Raw genomic sequence first — 18,317 nt, 5'->3', positions numbered from 1 at the left:
TCAAAGCAGAGTGACGGTGCCGAATCATGTTGTTGACTTGGAAGCGAGCATTGTTCGCAGCTTGCGTTTTTGGGTTTCTGGGCAGCGTTGTCTTGGTAAGCGGTGTCGTTCCGGTGAAAGCGAGCAGTGGTCATTGGCAGGTCACACGTTGGTTCCTCGATTTCGCAAGCGACCGATCGGTGAGTTTTCACTCTCGAGGGACTGAGCCACCCGAAGACAGTGAACTGATGGACGTGCGATTGGGGGCCGAGATCTTCCAAACCAATTGTCGTTCCTGTCATGGTTTGCCCGGGAAAGAACAACCGCCCGTTGCCAAGGGGATGACGCCGACACCGCCGAGACTGGACCGATCACTGCTAGAGAAAGAACCGAGGGAACTGCACTACATCATCCAACATGGAATCAAGTTCGCTGGCATGCCCGCTTGGCCTGTTCCAACACGAGGCGACGAGATCTGGCCGGTGGTCGCCTATTTGCGACAAGCATTGAAGGACGATCGCGGTAGCTTTCATGCGGAACGATCAGAGAGCGATCTGTCTGCACTTGCGAAGCTGCCTCTCCTTCAAGCTTGCGTTGATTGTCATGGCGTGGATGGGGGCAGTCGAGCGGGCAAGCAGGTTCCGCATCTGACGGGGCAAGGAGAAGCGTATCTTCGTCAATCGTTGATCGCGTTCCGATCCTCCGAACGTACCAGCGGTGTGATGATGCCGGTGTGTCATGATCTGACCGATCAAGAGATTGAAGCTTTGTCCAAGCACTATGTCGAGATGAATCCAGCCGATGTGCGGTCCAGAGTTGACGAAGCGATTCCGGATCAGGCTGCGATTGATCGCGGCCGTGAGCTCGCGATGCGTGGTGATCGCGGTCGAAAAATTCCTTCTTGTCAGAAGTGCCACGGACCGGATTTGGAGAACCGACGTGATGATTATCCAAGTTTGTCGGGGCAGTCGAAGTGGTATCTGCAGCGACAGTTGGAACTGTTTGAGAAGCGAGCACGTGGTGGGACACAAACGGCACGTTTGATGCATCCGATCGCAGACAAGCTGTCCGAGCGAGATCGTTCCGATTTGGCAGCCTTCTACGCTTCCTTGCCCACGTCCGACAAACGTTCGGAGAAATGAATCGGCCTATTGGCCTGTCGCTTTAGTCAGCCGGAACACGATCGCGTCCGGTTTGTCTCCCGTGACCGTGGGTGAAAGCCCATCGGCTGATCGCGAAATCTGCGAAACGTATTGAATCAGTAGGCTGCTATCGCTGAATTCCTTCGGTTGCAGCGAGGAAGACGTGTTCGTTCACCACACACATCCCGCAATGGAAGATCTGATCATGGCGACCAGCTTGTCTGAGAAGCAAGAAGAAATCTATGAAGAGTTCTACGACCTCGTCAACATGCAGCCCAAAGAGATCGAGGATTGGTTGGAGACCGACGAGTCCAAATCAGTCGGGCAAACGAAAGACGGTGCCGAAGAGTCTGTCGGTCGGCAATCCGCTCGCAAGATCATCGAAATCAAACGCACGAACAAGTCGGAGCTTTCAGACGAGCAATTGGATCACATGCAAAAGGTTTGTGGGTACATCAAGCGGCACGCGGCGCAAGAACCCGATGGGGATGTTTCAGAAACGGACTGGTGCTACAGCCTCAAGAATTGGGGCCACGATCCATCGAAGTAGAAAGCAAGGTCGGCTCGCCGATCGGGTGAGCCGGCCTCGCGTTTAAGCAGGTTGGCAGGAGTCTGTTGGCATTTGAACTGTCATCGCAAACGCCACTGTTCCCACGTACAACCGGGGCTAACGCCGAATGGCTCACATGGTTCTGCCTGATCACTCCTGCCTACCTGCTTAGACGTTTGAGAGTGTCCGGCCAAGTGGCGACATGCCGCCAGTGTCAGACGGGTGTGCGACCGCCAGTGCACCCGAAGACTTCGCCGGTGACATAGCTTGCGTCGGGACTGGCCAACCAGACGTACAACGGTGCCAACTCGATCGGTTGAGCCGGACGTCCAAAGAGGCTGTTGGCTCCAAATTCCTTGAACTTTTCTTCTGGCATCGAGCCGGGAATCAGCGGCGTCCAGACGGGACCTGGTGCGACCGCGTTGACCCGCACCCCATGGTCCATCGCCAGTTTGGCCAGTCCTTTGGTCATTCCCAGCAGGGCGGATTTCGTGGAAGCATACGGCAGCAGGTACGGCGAAGGGTCGTAGCCTTGAATCGAAACCGTGTTGATGATGCTCCCCCCTGGTGGCAAGTGTTTCATCACGGCGCGCGAGAGCCAAAAGGGCGCATAAACGTTGGTTTTGAAGATGCGGTCGAACAGTTCCGTTGAGAATTCGTCGACGTCATTGGCGGTTTCCTGGTAGGCCGCGTTGTTGACGAGAATGTCAATCGCACCGTGTTCTTCGCGAGTCTTCTCCACCAATTCGTTGCAAAAGGATTCTTCGCGAAGATCGCCGCGAATCACGGAGACATCGACGCCGGATTGCTTTGCGACTTCTGCTGTTTGCTTTGCATCGGCGTCTTCTGAGAGATAGTTGATCGCGACGTTGGCTCCCTCTCGAGCGTAGCAAATCGCGATCGCACGACCGATGCCGCTGTCGCCGCCAGTGATCAGAGCGTTCAGGCCCTGCAATTTGCCAGAGCCTTGGTAGCTGTCTTCGCCATGATTGGGAGAGGGGTGCATCTTCTCCGTGCTGCCTGGCATCTCCATTGGTTGCTGGTCGTTGAACGGAGGTTTCGCGTATGCTTCTCGCGGATCGACGAGCTGCACGCGTTGTTGGGTGGCGGTGGTCATGATTTATTCCAGACGCTTTTTTGTGGAAGGGGGAGAGGTGCGATTTGTCCTTCATCCGAGATGCAAACAACGTTCCGGGAAATGCAGGATTGGGGTGGCAGGTGTTGTTCTCGGTTGCGGCGATTCTCTCACCTGCCCGGTACACCAGTTGCAGTGATGAAACTGGCAGTTTCGCGAGCACAATGAACGCTCGCGGAACAAGAAATCAAAAACAACCAACGAGACTCGAGAGAAAACGTCATGACTGATGCAGCAACGCTGAATGACCGCCAAACCATGAACGCGATGGTCTACGAGGACTACGGCGACGCAACTGTGTTGCATCCCGGCGTCGTTCCAATCCCGGAACGCTTGCCAGGGCAGGTGCTGATTGACGTGCGAGCGTCCAGTGTCAATCCAATCGACTACCGATTGCGGAGCGGCGAGATGAAAGGGTTGTTGCCGGGCGGGTTTCCTCGGGTTCCCGGCTACGACGTCGCGGGGGTGATCGCGGATTGCGCCGGCGACGGACCCTTTGCGGTTGGAGATCGAGTGGTTGCGTTCCTGGATACGATGCGAGGTGGAGCCTGTGCTGACTTCGCTGTCGCAGCGATTGATGTGACCGCTGCGATTCCCGATTCGATGAGCTTCAATGAAGCCGCCGCCATTCCGCTTGCGGGCACGACTGCGCTCCAGTCTCTCCGAGATCACGGGGGCATTGCGAAAGGCAAGCAGGTGTTGATCAATGGCGCGAGCGGTGGTGTCGGGATGTTTGCAGTGCAAATTGCAAAATCCTACGATTGCCATGTGGATGCCGTCGCAAGCGGGGACAACGAAGATTTTTGCCGGTCACTCGGGGCGGACCACTTTTACAACTACGAAACAACGGATTTTGCCAACTCATCCGAACGCTGGGATTTGATCTTCGACGCGGCGGGAAAATCGGACTACTGGGATGTCAAGCAGGTGCTCAAGGAGGGTGGGCGTTATGTGTCGACGGAGCCCGACGTGAAAGGCATGTTGATGACTTTGGTGACTTGGCCGTTGTCAAAGTCGGGGACAGTGATGTTGGCGAAACCGAATGCGGACGATTTACGGACGCTGATCACGATGCATCAACGGGGCGAACTGGAGATCACCATCGACGCGATCTATCCGTTTTCTCAATTGAGCCAAGCACACAAGCATGTGGAAAACGGAGTGGAACGCGGCAAAGTTGTGCTGACCGCTGACGGCAGTGGGCTGTGATCTCGGGTCGTTCCAAGCAGGTAGGAACGATCGAACAGAACCGTGTGAGCCGTTTGGGCATCATTCTGGACTGTGAAAGGTTTGGTGGAGCGGGGTCCAATGGTTTGCGCAAGTTCCGTTGCATGACTTCGCCCCAACAGGGCAGCCCTATGACAGCCCAGGGCAAGGGACGTCGATTTTATTAGTGACGTTCTTCCAGGCGTCCTTCGCCCAGGACCTGAACCGTAGTGGACGAGGCGACGAGTCCTTTCCCACGCAAGGGACTTGTTGCCTCGGCCACTACCAAATGCTGTCCTTCATCAATCGACATACCCTGCCTGCTGAGACAGAATCGGGAGGCGGAGCCTCCAAGACAGTGTGTTCCCAGGTAGAGCCTGGGAACAAGGAAACACGGAAAAAATCCTTCAATCATTCAATCAATTTCCCACGCCCTGGGTTGTGGCTGCCCCGTTTGGGGCGTGGGACAGAATCCAAACCAAGGCCGCATTGTCTGGCACCCGCTTTTTCCGAAGCCCAGTGTTGGTCCCGGTTGCGGCTCAAAGCATTGAGCGGACATCGGACGCGAAGGTGGGGAACGCGAACAAGGTCGACTTCATGTCGGTTGCGGTCAGATTGAACTTCATCGCCAGTGCAAACAAGTTGATCGTTTCTTCCGCGGATGGGCCGAGCAAGTGAGCGCCAAGAATCACATCGGTTTTCGAATCAATGAGAAGCTTGTAACCGGCGACAGTTGGTCCTGTCTTGCGGACACTTCCCCAGGACGAGATGTCGTCGCTCAGGACATCCAGGTCGTGATTGGCCTGACGGGCTTCCTCCTCTGACAATCCAACGGACGCGATGCTTGGAATCGTGAATGCGACCTTGGGAACATGCCCGTAGTCGGGAACCCGATCCAGCTTTTCGGAGAACAGGTTCTTCGCCGCAATTCTCGCGTCTTCATTTGCGACAGGAGTCAATCGCGGCATCCCATTGTCGGCGCAGTCGCCGGTTGCGAAGACGCGTGGGTTGGTCGGGTTTTGCATGAATGAATTGACTGTGACCCCATTCTCGCCGTGTGCGATTTCGCCTTGAGAAAGGCAGAGTTCGTCAATGTTCGGGACGCGGCCCGCCCCATGAATCGCAAGTCCACATGGAAGAGGGGATTCCTGATTGGCAAAGTGAATTTGCAGCCGACCGTCTTTCGATTTCTCGACACGGGAGATCTCCGCGTTCATTTGGAACTGAACCCCATTGTCACGGAGAGAGCCAGTGAGTTGATCGACAAGATCGGGGTCGAAACCCGCGAGTACTCGAGCGTTCTTTTCGATGACGGTGACCCGGCGTCCGGCGCGGGCAACGACGCCAGCAAACTCCAACGAAATGTAACCGCCGCCAATGAAGACGACATGATCGGGCAACGTTTCCAGTTCCAGAAACTCATCACTGCGGGTGACATTCTCTGCGCCAGCGAACGATAATTCACGCGGCCTGCCGCCGGTGGCGATCAAGAATCGCTCGGCGGTCAGTTTCGTGCCAACGACGTCAATCGTATCTGGTGCGACAAATCGTGCGACCCCATGAAACGTCTTGATCCCGTCGTCTTGGAACGATTGTTCCTTCTTGTCGGCGACGGGTTGAGTGAACTCCGTTTTGAACGCGTGAAGCTGCTTCCAGTCAATTTGGAGCGACGCGTCTGAAACAAGCCGACCGTTGCCACGGTGGACTTGGTCGACCAATTGACCCGCGTTGACATAAACTTTCTTGGGATTGCATCCACGCAGTGCACAGACGCCCCCGAATGTCCTCGAGTCGACCAACGCAACGCGTTTGCCTGACCGAGCGATTTTCGAGGCGACTGTGCCGCCGGAAGGCCCCGTTCCCAGGACCACCAAATCAAATTGTTTGCTGCTCATGGCAGTTCGATGTCCAATCCGTGATTGACACGATTGGTGAAGTTGGCGAGTGCCACCGCAGCGGCCAGGGTGACCAGTTGTTTTTCGTTGAGGAACAACTTGAGTTCCTTCACAACCGATGCGTCAACGTTTGCCTTGGTCGTCAATTGCTCGGCGTACTTCAGAACCGCCTGTTCCTTGTCATCGAACAGGTCACCTGCGCTGACGTTCATTGAGTCCAGTTGTTGTTCCGACAAACCCGCTTTCTTTGCTGCTTGGCGGTGGTAGTGGGAACAGTAGTCGCACGAATTCAACTGGGACGCTTTGTAGTACGCCAGCTCTCGATATTTGGCTGGCAAATCGTTCTGCAGCCCATCGTTGATTTGAGTCATGCCACCTAGAACGTCTGGCTGGTGTGCCAACGTGCTGAAGATGTTCATTGACTGGCCGAACTTTTCTTCGATGGCCTCGAGGATTGGTTTGGCTGCGTCGGGAGCTTCGTTGATCGACAGTGGTTGTGCATAAGCCATGGTGGTTTCCAGATAGTGGGGGAGGTGTTGGACAAAGGTTCCAGGTCGGCTCACGCGAGCGGACCTGGAACTCGGGTTCAGGCATCAGACCGTTTGAGCGGCGTGCTTGCCTTCGGCGAATTCTTCGATCGCCTTGTCGCAGAAGGCTGGCAGGTCATCGGGGTTGCGACTGGTCACCAGCCCTTCATCGCACACGCATTCTTGGTCCACCCATTCTGCACCCGCGTTTTTGAGGTCAGTTTTTAGACTTGGCCAAGACGTGACTCGACGCCCCCGAACAACGTCCGCCTCGATCAGCGTCCACGGTCCGTGGCAAATGGCCGCGACGGGTTTGTGTTGTTTGAAGAAGTCACGGATGAAGCTAACGGAGTTTTCGCAGGTCCGGAGGGTGTCGGGATTCGCGACACCGCCAGGCAGGACCAATCCATCGAAGTCCTCCGCTGAGACGTTGGCCACGTTCTGGTCGACCGAAAACAGATCGGCCTTTTCGTCGTGGTTCATGCCTTGGATTTTTCCATCCTTTGGCGACACCAAAACAACGTCTGCGCCGGAGGATTTGATCGCTTCCCAGGGCTTGGTCAATTCGACTTGCTCGAAACCGTCCGTTGCGAGAAAGGCGATCCGCTTTTTGTTCAGTGTTTGTTCACTCATGGTATTGTCCTCATTGATTGGGTGCGAATTTCAATTGCGAGGGACAATGGACGCAGATTGCGTGCCGCAACAACGCGTTCTTCACGGTTAAGCAGATACGCAGGCGTCATCGGGTATGTGAGCCGTTGGCGTTAGCCACGGTTTTCACGCGCAACCGGGGCGAACGCCCAAACGGCTCACATGGTTGTGCCCGATCATTCCAGCCGACCTGCTTAGCTCCAAACGAGATAAGTTTTCGCCCCGGTTGTGCGTGGGAGCAACAACGCGTTCTTCACGGTTAAGCAGGTACGCAGGTGTCATCGAGTATGTGAGCCGTTGGCGTTAGCCACGGTTTTCACGCGCAACCGGGGCGAACGCCCAAACGGCTCACATGGTTGTGCCCGATCATTCCAGCCGACCTGCTTAGCTCCAGACGAGATAAGTTTTCGCCCCGGTTGTGCGTGGGAGCAACAACGCTTATCGAAACAGTCCAAATGCCGAAAGACTCCTGCCGACCTGCTTCGCGGTCGATGGCAGGCGGCTCGATGTGTAAGGCTGTTCGTTGCGGCGTGAGAATTGCGTTGATGCCGCAATGCTCGGGTGGCGTGTTTCAGGATCGCATTCCGCCTTGCCGACCCAGATCACAATTTCAATGAATTCTACAGAAGGATAGCCAGTTGATAGCGACTGATTTGATGAATGCGATGTTGGTGATGGCCGGGTTGTCGATTGCGGCAGGGTGGTTTGTGTTCTCGGTCGCCTATTCGGACAAAGGTCAGCGGGTGATGTTGTGCTTGTCGCTCGCAGTTCTGGCGATGATCTACTTCCTCTTTTACGCGTCTGGCCAGCTATTCTGGGCCAAGTATGTGCCCAATTCTGCTGCGATTGTCTACACGAACTTCGCTTCGATCTTCGCTGCACTCGCTGCGGGTTGGGCTTTGCGTCTCCCCAAAACCCCCGCGTGGCGCCGCGTGATCTTGTCCGCTTTGTTGGGGATGGTTTCGGGAGCAGCCATTCTTTGGCCGTTGCTTTCCATCGCAATTCGTCCGGCACCCGAGGGCGGAGATCAATGGAAAAACGGCGTGGCGATGCAGACTTCTTGGGCGACATGCAGTCCCGCTGCAGCAGCGACGCTGCTTCGTGCTGAGGGAATCAACGTGTCTGAATCGGACTTGATCCCGCTTTGTTTGACTGATTCCAGTGGCACGCCAACCCTTGGGTTGTATCGTGGAATCAAATTGGTCGCTGACCAACACAGTCGGTCGGTAACCGTCCTGAATGAGACGCTGGATGAGATGTGGGACCGGAACGATTGGCCAGTCTTGATGGCGGTGAAGTTGCCGTATGGAGTCGATGATCGACGGTACGCTGACCAATGGGGATGGATTCCGGGGATGGGGCACAGTGTTGTTGCACTGGGGCTGACCAGCGACGGGCAACGCATGCTCGTGGGCGACCCGTCGGTCGGGCTCGAGGAGTGGTCGAGAGATGACCTTCGCGTTCTATGGCATGGCGATGCCATCCGCATGGACTGAATTGGTTTGCCAGACGGTGCTGGTCCGCTGATTTGATAGAAGTTCTCGTCTTCGCATGGAACGAGCTGGGCGAACGAGGTGGGCAGGCGTCTCGCGGTTGTGAATTCTCGCGGTTGAGTTGGAGGCATTGGCACAGTGATTGCTTCAGGAGCAGCAATCCAAAATTTTGCTCTTGAGCCAACCAAGCATGAACCAATCAGCCTCGCGAGTTTGCAGCGGTGTCCTCGATGCGATCGGTGGCACACCACTGATCCGACTCGACCGATTCTTGGACCGACCCGATATCGAGTTGATCGTGAAATGGGAGGCCGCCAATCCGGGCGGAAGTGCCAAGGATCGTCCGGCCGCCAAGATGCTGTCCGAAGCGTTGCACCGCGGTGAGATCGGGCCAGGAACCACCATCGTGGAATCGACGTCGGGCAACATGGGCATTGGTTTGGCGCAAGCGTGTCGGTATCACGGATTGAAGTTTCGCTGCGTCGTGGATCCTCGCGCACAGAAGCAGAACCTTTCGATCATCGAGGCACTCGGTGGCACGATTGAGTTGGTCACTGAACCACTCCATGGCGATTTTCTGGCAGCACGGATCGCGAGAGTTTGCGAGCTGATTGAAACGACACCCAACAGTTTTTGGCCCAATCAATACGCGAACACTGACAACCCGCGATCGCACTTTGAAGGCACCATTCGCGAAATTGATGAGACGCTCGGTGGTGAACTGGATGTGTTGTTCGTGGCCACGAGCAGCACGGGGACCGCGCAAGGTTGCCGGGATTTCCTGAAGGCGCGCGGACGCGACGTGCAGGTCGTCGCGGTCGATTCTGTGGGCAGTGTTTTGTTTGGCGGGGCGTCGGGACCTCGCAAAATTCCCGGATTGGGTGCCGGGAAAGAACCCAGGCTGGCGGCAGGCCAACGATTTGATCATCTCGTTCGGGTGACCGATCTGGAATGTGTCATCGGTTGCCGCCGGGCGGCTCAGCGAGAAGCGATGTTGATCGGCGGGTCAGCCGGTGGCGTTCTGATGAGCGTCGGAAAGATGCAAGAACAATTCGCCGGTAAACGCTGTGTCGCAGTGTTGCATGACTCCGGCACGCGTTATCTGGAGACTGTTTTCAACGATCAGTGGGTGGCTCAGTCGCTGGACTGCTCCGGCGAGGAGCTCAATCAATTGGTCGATTCTTCCTCATTTGAGTTTTCGGAAGGGGTGGGCGCATGAATGTTGCGATTTCAGGCGGAAGCGTTGCGGACGATTCGGTAGCGAGTGCCAATCAGTCGAATCCTCCAGTTCGCTTCGCAATCGTGGGTTGCGGCCCTCGCGGGTTGCAATGCCTCGACGCATTGTTTCGGAAATTGTCGTCGGACGAATTGGCAAGGATAGAAATCACCGTTTTCGAACCGTCCACGTTTCCCGGTGCGGGTTGCATCTACAATCCGAAACAGCCACGGATGCTGCGAATGAACTTTGCGTCCCAGCACATTGATTTTTGGAAAGTCGATTCCAATCAGCCAACTCCGAGATCGGGCTCGCTGATCGGTTGGCTGGACCGCAACTACCCTGAGTATGCCGCGTCGGATCAATTTGTACCCCGGGCCGTTGTTGGAGAATACTTGCACGAGTGTTTTGAATCGGTCTGCAGAAGATTGCGTCGGTGGACCAAGTTGACGGTTGTCCGTCGCCGGGTGAAATCGATTCGGAGCGTGACGGATTCGACATCAGGCAGTGGATGGTTGCTGTGGGACGGCGAAGACGAAAGTTCTTTCGATCGTGTGGTGTTGACGACCGGTCACGAGGGATTGCGTGGTTCTGGAACAGTGCCTTCGTCGGATCGAGAGACGTTTGTCTTCCCGGTCGAGACCCAACTCTCGATAGCGCGTGTGCCCGCTGACTGCGACGTTTGGCTGCGTGGGTTCGGTTTGACCGCGATCGACGCCATCATGATGTTGACGGAAGGGCGTGACGGGCGTTTTGAACCCAATGACACGCTACCAAACTATGTTCGCAGCGGGATGGAGCCGCATCAAATCGCGGTACATTGCCGATCGGGACGCCCGATGTTGGCCAAACCCACAGCGAAGGTGGAGCCAATCACGGAGGTGTTTTGGGATCCCTATCGAGCGAGATTGCGTGAGTGTGAGAGCCAACATGGCAAGCTGAAATTTCACCATGACATTTGGCGAATCCTCTGCGAAGCAGCCGCGGGATCGATGGTGCATTCAGGGATCTCGGTGACTCCGCGAGATGTGGAAGAGTGGTTCCGCGGTTGGTCTCGATACAAGATGGACGAAGCAGCGGCTCGGCGCGCGATGTTGCAGTCGTACGGTGTCGCGACGGGATCTCGCACAATCGACATACCGTTCGCCTTGGGGGATGCATGGCGTCGCCTGTATCCGCAAATCGTGAAGTTAGTGAGTTTTGGGGGGCTGGCGGACAAGCAGTACAAAGCGTTCCAACAGGTCGCGAAGGAGATGGAGCGGATTGCGTTTGGGCCGCCGGCTGAAAGTGTCGCGAAGCTGTTGCGTCTGATGCGGGAAGGTTTGGTAAAACTGAGTGATCAATCGGTGGCACCTGATGGGGCTGTTGTCGTCAACGCCGTGATTGCCTCACCGAGTCAGGCCGACGAAACAGGCCCACTTTCACAGCTCATCTTGCGTGGTGACGTCGAGGTGGATTCGCTGACGCAGGCGATTCGTGTGAGTGAGTCCGGTCATGTCCTTGGCCGGCGCAAGGGACTCGCGGTGTTCGGACGTGCCACCGAGGGTTGGATCGTCGGCAATGACACCCTTTCGCGAACGTTGCATTCACAAATTCAAAATTGGGCCGACACAGTCGCGGTGGAGTTGCATGGATAAGGCATTGGATGTGATCTTCGAGCGTTCTTCGGTCGGCCAAGAGAGGGAAGGATTTTCGATGGAACATGAAGCAGTGGCAACCCGTTCGTTGCGAGTGGGCTGCCGGGGAGCGTTGCCGTTGGATGCCCGCATTGAACCATGGATGAAGCGTTGTTTGAGTTCGGAACACTTGTTCGATTGGGTTGAAACCTACGGGTCGCCATTGAATCTGTTGCGTCCTCGAACGATGCGTCGCAACGTGGAGGAACTCAACGCGGTGGCTCGCGAGCGTGAGCTCGATTTCCGGGTGTTCTTTGCTCGCAAAGCAAACAAGTGCTTGGGTTTGGTGGACGAAGCGATCGAGTCGAATTTTGGCGTCGACACTGCGAGTGAGAATGAGCTTCGCCAGTGCCTGCGACGGGGCGTCCCCGCCAAAGACCTGATCAGCACCGCCGCGATCAAGAGTGATTCGCTGATCGATTTGTGCTTGGAACATCAGATCTGCATTGCGGTGGACAACGACGATGAGTTGGAAGTCGTGGTCAATCGAGCGAACGAGGTCGGGTGCTTGGCACGAATCGCTTTGCGTTTGGGAGGGTTTTGGCATGATGGTGCGAAACTGCCGACTCGATTCGGTTTCGATGTGGACCGAGATCGCGATCTCCCGCAGCGTCTCACCTCGTTGCCGGTGAGAGTGGAAGGAATTCACTTTCACTTGGACGGCTATCTCGCTGAACAGCGAGTGTCAGCGCTCGCGGAAGCCATGAAGTGGGTGGAACGACTGCGAGCCATTGGGGAACCGGTGAGCTTCATCGACATGGGGGGCGGTTTTCCAATGAGCTACCTCGACGAACCTCGTCAATGGGCCGCGTTTTGGAAGGAGCATCGTCGTGCGTTGCTTGGCGAGCGAGCTTCGCTGACCTATCGAGGCCACGGCCTGGGGCTTTCCGTCGAACGAGGGCGCGTGGTGGGAGAACCCAAGATGTATCCCTTCTTTCAACGCCCTGTCCGCGGCGATTGGCTGGTTGGAGTGTTGGACACGTTGATCGACGGGAAAAAGATCGCCGAGCGATTGGTGAAGCTCAACGTGCAGCTTCGTTGTGAACCCGGACGCAGCATCCTGGACGGATGCGGGATGACGATTGCACGCGTTGAATTTCGCAAGCAAAACGCGGAGGGCGATTGGTTGATTGGGTTGTCCATGAATCGGACACAGTGCCGTACATCCAGCGACGATTTTCTGGTGGATCCGATCTTGGTGCCCAAATGGCAACCCTCAAAGGATCGGCAAAGTGCACCAGCGATGTCGGGATATCTCGTCGGTGCGTATTGCACAGAATCGGAATTCATCTCCCTTCGAAAACTGAATTTCCCAAACGGAATCCAGCGTGGTGACTTGGTCGCGTTCCCAAACACCGCCGGCTACTTCATGCACTTTCTCGAGAGCCGTTCCCACCAGTTCCCACTGGCAAAGAATTTGATCGTGGACTCTCACCCGGTGCCGTCCGTTTGTCTTGACGTGATCGATGAATGAACTCCCTGGTCGGCCGTCGTTCAGTGGGCGGAACAGGCTTGCAACCTGACGAGCAGATGCTTCGAAAGGTTGCACATTCGGCTGTGATGATGCGCAGCGTCGATTGATCTGAATTTGAGTCCTCCGGATCGGCACGGGGTTTGCGAAGTGTCATGGCGGCGTTGGACCTGGCGGTTGCGACTGGCGTCAACGTTTGTATGACGCCTCTCGATTCGAGCGAGCGTTTGTATTCCCTGCTCTACCGTTGGATGTTGCCATGCTGATTCTGTCGCACATCCGAACGGGCTTTTTGAGTGACGTCGCAGTCCCTCCGTTTCGAGGTGCGATTTGATGTCACACATCCATCCGTTCCACACCATGATGACGGGAGTTCGTCCGGAACGACGGCGCGAAAAATCGTGTGAACTGGTGGCCGCTGAGAAAATGTCGGCGCAGTTGTGGTGGACTTCCATGGGGGTTTGGGTGTGCGCTGGGTTTCTGACCTTGTACACGTTGTACATCGGTCGAAACCTCTTCATGCCAATCTTGGTCGCTGGGTTCGCCTACCTGACTCTGAGACCGGTGGTTCGAGCGATGGGGCGGATTGGAATTCCCTCGGGGGTTGCTGCCACCGGGGTCATGTTCGCCATTGCGACCGTCTTTGGAACGATCGGGTACGTGTTGTCTGGTCCCGCGCAGGACATGTTGCAGCAGGTCCCGGGATCGATGCCGGAGGTCAAAGAGAAACTGGGATTTATCTTTGACCAACTTGAAACCGTCAACCAAGCCACGGAAGACATTTCCGACACCGCCGACAAAGAAAACATCACGTCCGAGGAAAAGCCGGTTCCTGTCGAGATCAAGCAACCGGCGTGGACCACGACGTCGCCGTTGATTGCCGGCACCGGCAATGCGGTATCGTTCGTTTCGATTGCCGCCGCGTTGTTGTTCTTCCTGATGGCCGCCGGCGACTCATTGATCGTGACGGTCGTCACTGCTCTGCCGTCGTTTTCATCCAAGCGACGCTTCATCGAGGTGCTGGAAGGGGTTCAAGATGCGCTGAGCAGCTATCTCGGCTGGGTCACCTGCATCAACGCTTGTCTTGGCGTTTGCGTGGGGTTCGCGATGTGGTTGCTGGGAATGCCATCTCCGCTGTTGTGGGGCGTGGCAGCGATGTTCTTGAACTTCATTCCCATCGTGGGAGCGATGATTGGAATCGCGATGGTGTTCTTCGTCGCCCTGGTCAGCTTTGAGCATGCATCGTTTGCATTCGTCGTTGCCGGAATCTACGCGACGCTGACAACGTTGGAGGGACAATTCATCACTCCGACGTTGTTAGGGAAATCAATGAATCTGTCGTCTGTGCTTGTATTTCTATCGATCGTGATTTGGGGATGGATGTGGGGGATGCTGGGTGTGTTCCTAGCGGTTCCGATTTTGATTGCCGCCGTGATGGTGATGGAGAAGTTGGAAGCCACGTCTTCGGTGAACGCGATGTTGAACGGAGCCGTTGGAAAGACAGCACAGCCGGAGTGACGTGCATCACGCCTCCGGCACCGATTTTCGATTCCTACAATTCAAACCCGTTTCTGTTTCTCTGCTAGCAAAGTGGATCTATGTCTGAAGAATCCAAGTGCCCGTTTCAAACCCAACAGTTCGGCCGTGTGGTCGATGACAATCAGCACTCGCAAACCGCCGGACCGCGGGGGCCGGTCTTGATGCAGGACGTTCACCTGGTCGAAAAGATGGCGCACTTCAACCGGGAGCGGATTCCTGAGCGAGTGGTTCATGCAAAGGGTTACGGCGCCTTCGGGACATTCACGGTCACGAACGACATCTCCCAGTACTGCATGGCGGATTTGTTCTCGGAAGTCGGTAAGAAGACGGAAACGTTCGCTCGTTTTTCAACCGTTGGCGGCGAGAGTGGATCGGCCGACACAGCTCGTGATCCACGCGGTTTTTCGTTGAAGTTCTATACCGACCAAGGTGTCTGGGATTTGGTCGGCAACAACACGCCGATCTTCTTCATTCGTGATCCGTTGAAGTTCAGCGACTTCATTCGGACGCAGAAGCGAGAGCCTCAAAACCACCTGCAGCCTCATTGGCGTCGTTGGGATTTCTGGGGTGAGGTTCCCGAAGCATTGCATCAGGTCATGTTTCTTTACAGTGATCGAGGAACGCCCAAAAGCGCTCGCTTCATGAACGGTTACGGCAGTCACACGTTCAGCATGTACAACCAGGATGGAGTCCGACACTGGGTGAAGTTTCACATGAAGACGGAACAAGGTTCGGAGAATTTCAGTGCCGATGAGGCGATCAAAATGGCGGGCGAAGCGCCAGACTATTCCACTCGAGATTTGTTTGACGCGATCGAGCGAGGAGACTTCCCTCGATGGCGGATGCACATCCAGGTCATGCCTGAGTCGGATGCGGCGGACTACAAGTGGCATCCGTTCGATCTGACCAAGGTGTGGCCGCACGATGACTATCCATTGATCGAAGTCGGTGTGTTCGAACTCAATCGCAATCCATCGAACTACTTTCAGGATGTCGAGCAAGCCGCGTTTGAACCAGGCAACTTGGTCGAGGGAATTGGGATTTCACCGGATCGCATGTTGCAGAATCGAGTGCTTTCCTATCCCGATGCACACCGGTATCGATTGGGTGTGAACTATCACCAAATCCCAGTCAATCAACCGCGTTGCCCGTATGCGACTTACAACCGTGACGGTGCGATGCGAGTGGACGGAAACGGCGGGGGCACGGTCGACTACGAGCCCAATAAAATGAACGGACCGAAAGAATCTGGCCGGTCTGTGGAGCCTCCGATGCCGGTGCACGGCGATGGCGATCGCTATGACGAGTTCGCGTGTGATGACAAGGACTACTACGGTCAGCCCCAGATGTTTTGGAACAAGGTGTTGGACGAGGGAGCTCGCGAGCGACTTTGCACTGCGATCTCCAATTCGATGGCCGACAGCCCTGAAAACATTCGCGAAAAAATGTTGGCTCAGTTCGGCAAAGTGCATCCGGATTTTGAAGCGGGTGTGCGGAGCCGATTGGACGCTCCCAAGTCACAACCGATCCCGATCGCATAGCGATCATTCCCAAAGCACGACGACAACGCTTGCGTCAGGAAATTCCAAAACCGGGAGTTGGCATCACAGGCAAACCTTGAATGATCGGTGAGTTCGATCTCCCCTGTCAAATACAACGTTCCTTTGAGAGTGCTGCCTGTCCCGGCTTGCTGGTCCTTGGCGTGCCGTTTTGGATTCGTTTGCCGGTCGCTGGCGATACGTCGGCTGCTGAGAGTTTGCTGACGCGTCGTCGGTCTCCTGTTTTCCATTCAGCAGAAAACCGGGGGGTGGTAAGCTGTTCGGCCATTCGTTGTTCCGAAAAGAGGGCCGGATCGAGACGAATTCGCATTGTGTACCTCGCTCGACTCGCTGAACGTTTGAGCAACGTGTCTTCGCCCTGCTTGCTGGAGCAGCCCATGTCTCGTCCGCGAGTTGCGGATCCGCTTTTCAGCAAGGACGCAGGAATGATTGAGCTCGATCCTGTGAGCCGTTTGGGCATTGGCGTGGGCTGCGAAATGTTTGCTATTGACGTTCTGGTCGCGAATGCAATTTTTCTTCTGGCTTCAACCTTTCTTCATCCCCGTAGGGTTTTCAGATGGTAGCCGGTGGTTGCTGCGTAGCAGCGTACCCCCGGAAAACGAGCTTCCATAAAACTCTCCCTCCCGCCGTGGCCAAAGGCCACGGCGGGAGGGAGAGTGGCGGCGTGGGGGCCGCCGAATCCAATCAGCATTCTGTTGTCGATACTGCGACAGAATGGGCTGATGGCAGTTGATGACGCATTCGTGGTTCCGAAAAAACAACGAATTGCGAGAAGTTCGCGTTGTACACCACGCTCGACTCGGTGAACCTCACGGCATGCGTTTCCATCATTTTCACGGGAGTAACCCATGTCTCGTTCCGTCGCACCCGATGCACCGCGTCTCTACAGCAACGGCCAGCCTTGGCGAAACGCGCGCGGTCGCGACGCCCCACGACACGCTGTGGAGACGGAATTCAAAGCCGAGCATGCCGTCGTCGACCTCTCGACTCAGCCGCCCAAACCGTTGGTTGTTAAATGCCTGGTCCGTGAGTTGCGGATCCGCTTTTACGCCGTTAGCACCATCAAAAACTATCGCTCCGCTTGGGTCTGCTTCCTTCGCTGGTACCGAGGACCGCTGGACCAGATCGACCAAGAGGACATTCGGGAGTACTTGGAACTGCTGGTCAATGGCGGCGCATCGGCGTCGGAGGTCAGCGTCACGTTGTCGGCACTGCGAACCGGCCTGGATAAATTCTGTTTGTTGCGGTGCACGGTTGGACTGGTGTCCCCGCGAAAGTCAAAGCGACTGCCTGTCGTGATGTCCAAGAAAGAGGTCCAGCGAATGATGGAGGCCGCTCGCACGTTGCGTGACAAACTGCTTCTCACCGTGTTGTATGCAACCGGTTTGCGAGTCGCTGAGGTCGCCCGTTTGCAGTGGTCGGATTTTGATTTCGATCGCCAGCAAATTCGAGTTCAACTTGGCAAAGGCAAAAAGGATCGCTACGTCATGTTGGCCGACGAACTGTTACCGCTGATGAGGCAGTTGTGGCGGCACACCAAAGGAGTTGGCTACCTGTTTCCTTCCGAAGACAGGCGTGTCGACCGCCATCTTTCTCCGCGGACGATCCAACGTGCGGTCAAGCAGGCTCGGATTCTGTCGGGAATTGGCAAGGCGGTCACGCCGCACAGTTTCCGCCACAGCTTTGCCACGCATCTGATCGAATCCGGCACCGACATTCGGTTCATTCAAAAGCTGCTCGGGCACACCAATTTGGAAACCACCTCGCTGTACACCAAGGTCGCACGAATGAAAGCGACTGCGGTCGCCAGCCCACTGGATCGGTTGGGGGACGAACCTGGGTCGTCGTCGGGTTCTTCCGGACGGCAACCGAAGCGTCGGCCCTCCGTGGGCCGGATGCAGCTCGAGGTGGATCCGAACCCCGATTCAAACGGCGCTTATGCGGTGAAGTTGAACATTTGGAAGGATGGTCAATTGCTTCCCCTGCCGGGAATGCGAGCGACGATGCCGCGCCAGGATTGGGTTTCCTTGCAAATCCCACTGCAAGACATCTGGGAGCCGACGCTGCGTTGTCTCCCCGCGGCACAACGAGAGCGATTGGAGTCGCCCGAGTTCTTCTCGCAGGTGCAGCGAGAGGTTGCCAAGCGAATCCTGCGAATCAGAGACGCGGAACCTTCTCAGGCGATCAAAACCTAGCCCCCTCGCAACTGCGAGTTGAATTCTGCCCCGCAGGACGTTCGTCTTGTCTGCGAGAGGGGAAGGTGTGATTGCCACCTGAT

14 protein-coding genes are annotated in these 18,317 nt (G+C 56.1%); 10 read left to right on the top strand and 4 right to left on the bottom strand.

Features of this window, described 5'->3' with window-relative positions:
* Window positions 1-26 precede the first annotated feature (26 nt).
* A complete protein-coding gene (locus UH5x_RS04995) occupies window positions 27-1,121 on the top strand; it encodes a c-type cytochrome (RefSeq protein WP_482634935.1) in 1,095 nt (364 codons plus the stop codon).
* Window positions 1,122-1,326: 205 nt separating this feature from the next.
* Window positions 1,327-1,671, top strand: a complete 345-nt coding sequence (locus tag UH5x_RS04990; RefSeq protein ID WP_236696121.1) for a DUF3140 domain-containing protein — start codon at window positions 1,327-1,329, stop codon at window positions 1,669-1,671.
* Window positions 1,672-1,885: 214 nt separating this feature from the next.
* Here the strand turns inward: UH5x_RS04990 and UH5x_RS04985 are convergent, their stop codons facing one another.
* Window positions 1,886-2,788, bottom strand: a complete 903-nt coding sequence (locus UH5x_RS04985; protein WP_482634934.1) for an SDR family oxidoreductase — start codon at window positions 2,786-2,788, stop codon at window positions 1,886-1,888.
* A gap of 240 nt (window positions 2,789-3,028) precedes the next feature.
* Between UH5x_RS04985 and UH5x_RS04980 the strand changes: the two genes are divergently transcribed.
* Window positions 3,029-4,015, top strand: a complete 987-nt coding sequence (locus UH5x_RS04980) for an NAD(P)-dependent alcohol dehydrogenase (RefSeq protein WP_482634933.1) — start codon at window positions 3,029-3,031, stop codon at window positions 4,013-4,015.
* 536 nt (window positions 4,016-4,551) lie between these two features.
* Here the strand turns inward: UH5x_RS04980 and UH5x_RS04975 are convergent.
* The 3 genes from UH5x_RS04975 to UH5x_RS04965 all read right to left on the bottom strand — a co-directional run bounded on the left by UH5x_RS04975 (window position 4,552) and on the right by UH5x_RS04965 (window position 7,067).
* A complete protein-coding gene (locus UH5x_RS04975) occupies window positions 4,552-5,907 on the bottom strand; it encodes a dihydrolipoyl dehydrogenase family protein (protein ID WP_482634932.1) in 1,356 nt (451 codons plus the stop codon).
* On the bottom strand, window positions 5,904-6,416 hold the full coding sequence (locus UH5x_RS04970; protein ID WP_047813643.1) for a carboxymuconolactone decarboxylase family protein: 513 nt from the start codon (window positions 6,414-6,416) through the stop codon (window positions 5,904-5,906). The genes UH5x_RS04975 and UH5x_RS04970 overlap by 4 nt, the downstream gene beginning before the upstream one ends.
* Window positions 6,417-6,500: 84 nt before the next feature.
* On the bottom strand, window positions 6,501-7,067 hold the full coding sequence (locus UH5x_RS04965; RefSeq protein ID WP_482634931.1) for a type 1 glutamine amidotransferase domain-containing protein: 567 nt from the start codon (window positions 7,065-7,067) through the stop codon (window positions 6,501-6,503).
* A gap of 674 nt (window positions 7,068-7,741) precedes the next feature.
* Between UH5x_RS04965 and UH5x_RS04960 the strand changes: the two genes are divergently transcribed.
* The 7 genes from UH5x_RS04960 (at window position 7,742) to UH5x_RS04930 (ending at window position 18,234) form a co-directional block, all read left to right on the top strand.
* A complete protein-coding gene (locus UH5x_RS04960) occupies window positions 7,742-8,581 on the top strand; it encodes a C39 family peptidase (RefSeq protein ID WP_482636129.1) in 840 nt (279 codons plus the stop codon).
* Window positions 8,582-8,768: 187 nt separating this feature from the next.
* Window positions 8,769-9,797 (top strand): 2,3-diaminopropionate biosynthesis protein SbnA, encoded by a 1,029-nt coding sequence (gene sbnA, locus UH5x_RS04955; protein ID WP_482634930.1) that lies wholly within the window; start codon window positions 8,769-8,771, stop codon window positions 9,795-9,797.
* Complete coding sequence (locus UH5x_RS04950) at window positions 9,794-11,431, top strand: FAD/NAD(P)-binding protein (protein WP_482634929.1); 1,638 nt, start codon at window positions 9,794-9,796, stop codon at window positions 11,429-11,431. Before sbnA ends, UH5x_RS04950 begins: the two co-directional genes overlap by 4 nt.
* A gap of 142 nt (window positions 11,432-11,573) precedes the next feature.
* Window positions 11,574-12,944, top strand: coding sequence for a Y4yA family PLP-dependent enzyme (locus UH5x_RS04945; RefSeq protein WP_482636128.1), 1,371 nt, complete (start codon window positions 11,574-11,576; stop codon window positions 12,942-12,944).
* A gap of 330 nt (window positions 12,945-13,274) precedes the next feature.
* Window positions 13,275-14,459, top strand: coding sequence for an AI-2E family transporter (locus UH5x_RS04940; RefSeq protein WP_482634928.1), 1,185 nt, complete (start codon window positions 13,275-13,277; stop codon window positions 14,457-14,459).
* A gap of 80 nt (window positions 14,460-14,539) precedes the next feature.
* Window positions 14,540-16,021 carry a catalase gene (locus UH5x_RS04935; RefSeq protein WP_482634927.1) on the top strand — a complete coding sequence of 494 codons (1,482 nt, stop codon included), beginning with the start codon at window positions 14,540-14,542 and terminating at the stop codon, window positions 16,019-16,021.
* An 866-nt stretch (window positions 16,022-16,887) separates the two neighbouring features.
* Window positions 16,888-18,234, top strand: coding sequence for a tyrosine-type recombinase/integrase (locus tag UH5x_RS04930; protein ID WP_482634926.1), 1,347 nt, complete (start codon window positions 16,888-16,890; stop codon window positions 18,232-18,234).
* Window positions 18,235-18,317 lie beyond the last annotated feature (83 nt).

This window comes from Rhodopirellula sp. UH5 (assembly GCF_056839225.1).
Note: the sequence above shows the minus strand (reverse complement) of the source record. Positions and strands in the feature narration are given on the sequence as shown.

Bases quoted from the DNA above. Each gene is read 5' to 3' on its own strand.
- UH5x_RS04995 (WP_482634935.1), top strand. From the start codon at position 27: ATGTTGTTGACTTGGAAGCGAGCATTGTTCGCAGCTTGCGTTTTTGGG.
- UH5x_RS04990 (WP_236696121.1), top strand. From the start codon at position 1,327: ATGGCGACCAGCTTGTCTGAGAAGCAAGAAGAAATCTATGAAGAGTTC.
- UH5x_RS04985 (WP_482634934.1), bottom strand. From the start codon at position 2,788: ATGACCACCGCCACCCAACAACGCGTGCAGCTCGTCGATCCGCGAGAA.
- UH5x_RS04980 (WP_482634933.1), top strand. From the start codon at position 3,029: ATGACTGATGCAGCAACGCTGAATGACCGCCAAACCATGAACGCGATG.
- UH5x_RS04975 (WP_482634932.1), bottom strand. From the start codon at position 5,907: ATGAGCAGCAAACAATTTGATTTGGTGGTCCTGGGAACGGGGCCTTCC.
- UH5x_RS04970 (WP_047813643.1), bottom strand. From the start codon at position 6,416: ATGGCTTATGCACAACCACTGTCGATCAACGAAGCTCCCGACGCAGCC.
- UH5x_RS04965 (WP_482634931.1), bottom strand. From the start codon at position 7,067: ATGAGTGAACAAACACTGAACAAAAAGCGGATCGCCTTTCTCGCAACG.
- UH5x_RS04960 (WP_482636129.1), top strand. From the start codon at position 7,742: ATGAATGCGATGTTGGTGATGGCCGGGTTGTCGATTGCGGCAGGGTGG.
- sbnA (WP_482634930.1), top strand. From the start codon at position 8,769: ATGAACCAATCAGCCTCGCGAGTTTGCAGCGGTGTCCTCGATGCGATC.
- UH5x_RS04950 (WP_482634929.1), top strand. From the start codon at position 9,794: ATGAATGTTGCGATTTCAGGCGGAAGCGTTGCGGACGATTCGGTAGCG.
- UH5x_RS04945 (WP_482636128.1), top strand. From the start codon at position 11,574: ATGAAGCGTTGTTTGAGTTCGGAACACTTGTTCGATTGGGTTGAAACC.
- UH5x_RS04940 (WP_482634928.1), top strand. From the start codon at position 13,275: ATGTCACACATCCATCCGTTCCACACCATGATGACGGGAGTTCGTCCG.
- UH5x_RS04935 (WP_482634927.1), top strand. From the start codon at position 14,540: ATGTCTGAAGAATCCAAGTGCCCGTTTCAAACCCAACAGTTCGGCCGT.
- UH5x_RS04930 (WP_482634926.1), top strand. From the start codon at position 16,888: ATGTCTCGTTCCGTCGCACCCGATGCACCGCGTCTCTACAGCAACGGC.